Source organism: Agathobaculum desmolans ATCC 43058, from assembly GCF_000701665.1.
GTDB lineage: Bacteria > Bacillota > Clostridia > Oscillospirales > Butyricicoccaceae > Agathobaculum > Agathobaculum desmolans.
Map to the genome: position 1 here is coordinate 1 of NZ_JNJN01000084.1, position 3,795 is coordinate 3,795.

General features: G+C 45.9%; 5 protein-coding genes. 1 reads left to right on the plus strand and 4 read right to left on the minus strand.

What is annotated here, in order from left to right:
• Window positions 1–146: 146 nt before the first annotated feature.
• From T363_RS0113565 to T363_RS16195, 4 genes are all read right to left on the minus strand, one after another.
• Window positions 147–1,289 (minus strand): tyrosine-type recombinase/integrase, encoded by a 1,143-nt coding sequence (locus T363_RS0113565; RefSeq protein ID WP_031476695.1) that lies wholly within the window; start codon window positions 1,287–1,289, stop codon window positions 147–149.
• 266 nt (window positions 1,290–1,555) lie between these two features.
• Window positions 1,556–2,386: a type II toxin-antitoxin system PemK/MazF family toxin gene (locus tag T363_RS0113570; protein WP_031476697.1), complete on the minus strand. Its 831-nt coding sequence runs from the start codon at window positions 2,384–2,386 to the stop codon at window positions 1,556–1,558.
• 114 nt (window positions 2,387–2,500) lie between these two features.
• Window positions 2,501–2,923 (minus strand): ImmA/IrrE family metallo-endopeptidase, encoded by a 423-nt coding sequence (locus T363_RS0113575; protein WP_161645970.1) that lies wholly within the window; start codon window positions 2,921–2,923, stop codon window positions 2,501–2,503.
• A gap of 5 nt (window positions 2,924–2,928) precedes the next feature.
• Window positions 2,929–3,264, minus strand: a complete 336-nt coding sequence (locus T363_RS16195) for a helix-turn-helix domain-containing protein (RefSeq protein ID WP_031476701.1) — start codon at window positions 3,262–3,264, stop codon at window positions 2,929–2,931.
• Window positions 3,265–3,464: 200 nt separating this feature from the next.
• Here T363_RS16195 and T363_RS0113585 point away from each other — a divergent pair, with 200 nt between their 5' ends.
• Window positions 3,465–3,665 (plus strand): hypothetical protein, encoded by a 201-nt coding sequence (locus T363_RS0113585; RefSeq protein WP_031476703.1) that lies wholly within the window; start codon window positions 3,465–3,467, stop codon window positions 3,663–3,665.
• Window positions 3,666–3,795: the final 130 nt, after the last annotated feature.

The following is a 3,795-nucleotide window of genomic DNA, read 5'->3' on the forward strand; positions in this document are numbered from 1 at the left end:
TGCATCCTTGGTAAGGATGAGGTCACCGGTTCAAATCCGGTCAGCAGCTCCATGAAATAAGCACCAGAGCAAGAAATTTATCTTGCTTTCGGTGCTTTTTCTGTTTTATTGTGAACTTTTCGCTCGATACTGGCTTGTTTTTGTATTTATGATTCAGCGGCTTTTTTGCCGTGATTCACCATATCGTTACCGTCACTATTCCCGTCACCCCAAAAGACGGATAACTGACTGCCAGCGCGCTGGAGCATGTCCTCTCCGGTATGCGTGTAGATACGCTCGGTGACCTTGACGCTCGAGTGTCCCATCAGCTTTGCAGCGACGTTGATCGGCACGCCTGCGCGCTCGAGATCGGTGCAGTATGTATGACGCAGGTCGTAGAGCTGCATGGGAGGCAGTTGCTCTTTCAGCTTTGGCAGCCGCTTTTTTCCTATCAGTTCAGCTTCGGTTTCGTTCATCGCGAGCACAAAGCTGTGCCACATCCGGCGCATGACGGTTTTGGTCATCAGGCCGCCGCGCGGCTGCGGGAACAGGTATTGGTTGGGGCGTATGTCCGGCAGGATGGCCGAAAGACGCGGGATGATCGGTACCATGCGGGAACCAGCTTTTGACTTGGTTTCCTTGATCTCGTTCGTGCGCGCCTCCAGCGCCTTGTTGACACGGACATATCCACCGACGAGGTCGGCACCGGTCAGCGGCGGAATCTCTCCGGGGCGCAGGCCGGTATATAACAGGAATTGGACGAGAATGCCCATAGGGTGCGTTTTGGCGGTTTCCAGTAAAATAACCCGTTCGCGCTCGGTAATAGCCCTGTGCGTAGACGGTGGGCGGCAGACAGGCATGGTCAGCCCAGCGGCCGGATTTTTGCTTATTATATCATCTTCGACAGCGGCTGTAAACATGGCGATCAGCATTTGCATCATGTGTTTTACGGTATCCTTTGCAAGTGTTTTTGCCATATCGTTAAGTAGGCTTTGCAGATGGATACGCTTCACTGCGGTGATTTTGACGGCTCCGTATAATGGATACAGGTAGTTCTGTTGTAATCCGCGGATTCGCTCCTGCGATGCTTTGCGTAGGTTGGTGGTATATACCTCCCGCCACGAATCGCCCCATGCCTGTACCGTTACGCTCTCTGTTCCCGGCTTTGCCTTGTTTGCCAGCTGCTCGCGCTTCTTGCGTTCTTTATCTGCCAGCGTGCGGAAGTCTTTAGAACGGACTGAGTATTCAATTCCGTCTATGCGAAAATAACGGCGGTAGTAACCGTCCGCCCCTTTTTTGGGTTTTGGCATAAAAATAACCCCTTTCTTTCCATAGATAAGTATGGTAAAATAGGGGTACTGATGGATGTGCTAGTTTATCAGTACCCCATGTCCCGCTTACCGGTTGCCGCCGGTGGGCGGGATTTTCGCATGAAGAAAGCGCCCTGCAAAGCAGAGCGCTCCCTCATAATGATTTTTCGAATGCCGGCAAGCGGCAATGTCTTCACAAGTGTCGGCAAAGCGACCTTGTTCTATTATCATTATAGATTATATTATGCGCTCTGTAAAGCAAAATATCATTTTTTCTGATAACAATTTGTGAACATCTCAATTAGTTTTTTGTCAAGAGCATCTAAAATATCATCTGGGACACGAACTTCATGAAATACATCGGACTTGTATAGAGGGTCATAAATTCGCTGTTTGCTGATTGTTGTAATTTGATTTACCAGCGCAATACTGCCGCTTTTCATACGCTGGAGTTCTGCTTGAATTTTAGTAACTCTTGCAAGAGCCTTGTGAGCGGCTTCGAGTTTTTGTGCGTTTTCAACTTGGGCCGAGCGAATGTTTTCAACTTCGGACGACCATTTTTCTGGATTTTTGTTATATTCATCTGCTGATAAAGACTGTATCAAATTTAAACGAGCGGTTATATCCGCCACTTGGGATTTACCAGCTACGACTTCGCTGTGTAGGCGCTCACTAAGCACGGTTAATTTGCTGCGGAGAATACGGTATATTGCATTTCCAAGATAAATGTTGCTGCGAGGCAGTCTGTCGGGATTGTGCTTTGTCTTTAAGGATGTAAGAGGAACTATGGTAATGACATTTGAAGATAGTGGGTTATCATTTTCGATGACAATCGCATAATGCAATCCGCCCTCTTCGCTGCCGATGCGGTAGCCTAAATGAGCCTTTACAATTTGTCCGCGTTTATAGCGAATAAGCTTTTTAGGATCAAACGTATCTTCTTTGCGAAGCATCCTGATATAATCAGATATCCAATATGATATTAGGGCCGCTCTTTTTTCGTCTTTAGTGTTTCCGGACGCTCTTAAATTGGTAAGAAAATTTCTAAGATCGGATATTGCTCTGGTGATTAGTTCGTTAGGAGGTGTTTTTGCCATTCATCTCATCATCCTTAAATTTTGTATGATCACAATTTATCCAAAGAAAGAACCGGAAATATTTTTCTTTCTTAATGTCCCGCTTTCCTGCGCCAGCAGGAGGGCGGGATTTTTTTAGTCAAATGATTTCCCCTTGGTTTGCACATAATAATCAATGGCCCAATGCATGAATGGTTCGGTAACGCCGAACAGTTCAGCAAGCTCCCAAAGTTCGGTTGTGCCAGAGCGAACAGCGCCGCGAAGTTTTGACCACGGAATCATTCGCTGCACTGCCCAGACATTTGCTTTATATTCGTGCTGCTCTTTTACATCTAGCGGGGATGCACGGTTGTAAAAGCCACCATATACACAGTGTCCGAGTTCATGCGCCAACTTTACAGATTCATCGGCTGCGGATGAAATCTTTTGCGGATCTATCGCAATAGCGCAGGCACCATCCAAAGGTAAGGAGAAAGCCGCTGCTGTTTGCATAGGGAACCAGTCTACTTCTATCCCTTTTTTCTGGGCGTAATTGTATAAGGCGGTTCTACGATCCAACCGCATCACCTCCGGTTTTTTTGCTCCTGTTTGAATTTGGCATAGGCTCTTACATCGTCCCATGTTGCATCGTCCACTTCGGTTGTTCCGAATAATGCAAATTTCAAATCGTCATCGTTCACGCTCGCCTTTTCGGCGGGCTTTTCTTTTTCGCCATATAATTCGCTCAATGTAATACCAAAATAGGCGCAAAGCCGATCAGAAATTTGACCTGTGGGTGTAGCGTCGGGATGGGTTCGCCAATACGTCACGGCAGATTTGTTGATACCCGCTTCGGTCGCAGCTTTTGTGGGGGACACGCCTTTTTTGGCGCATAATTCTTTATACCTGTCAAAAAACACAGAAAGCATCCTTTCTAATTGTGCAAAACGACAGGTTCGAAAATTCCAACAAATACACATTGACAAGTTGGAATAATCATACTACAATATAGACATCGGTTGGAAAATTCAAACCCTGTGTTTTGATGTTTGGTGGTACTTACAGAGTAACATATGGGTTTGAATATTTCAACTATATTTCGAAAGGAGTTGAAAAAAAGTTGCCCAAAAAATGGACGGGGAATTTGGTAGGTAAGATGCATAACCACAGAATTACCAACAAAATGTTGGCTGATGAATTAGGATGCACCGACCGTTGGGTTTCTGCGGTGCTAAACGGTCATCGCGAATCGTCCAACGCCGAACAGCAGTTTAATGATGCGGTGAACAGGATCATTGAGCAACAGAATACCACAGAGTAAGTCCGATATGTGGGACTTATGTACAGGAGGAGGTGAGGTTAATTGAAAAACTAAACGCAAGTTTTTCTTGTACTCTTGCTCAAAATACTTGCATTTAGATTTACAGAGATGTTTTGTATAATAGTTCTGG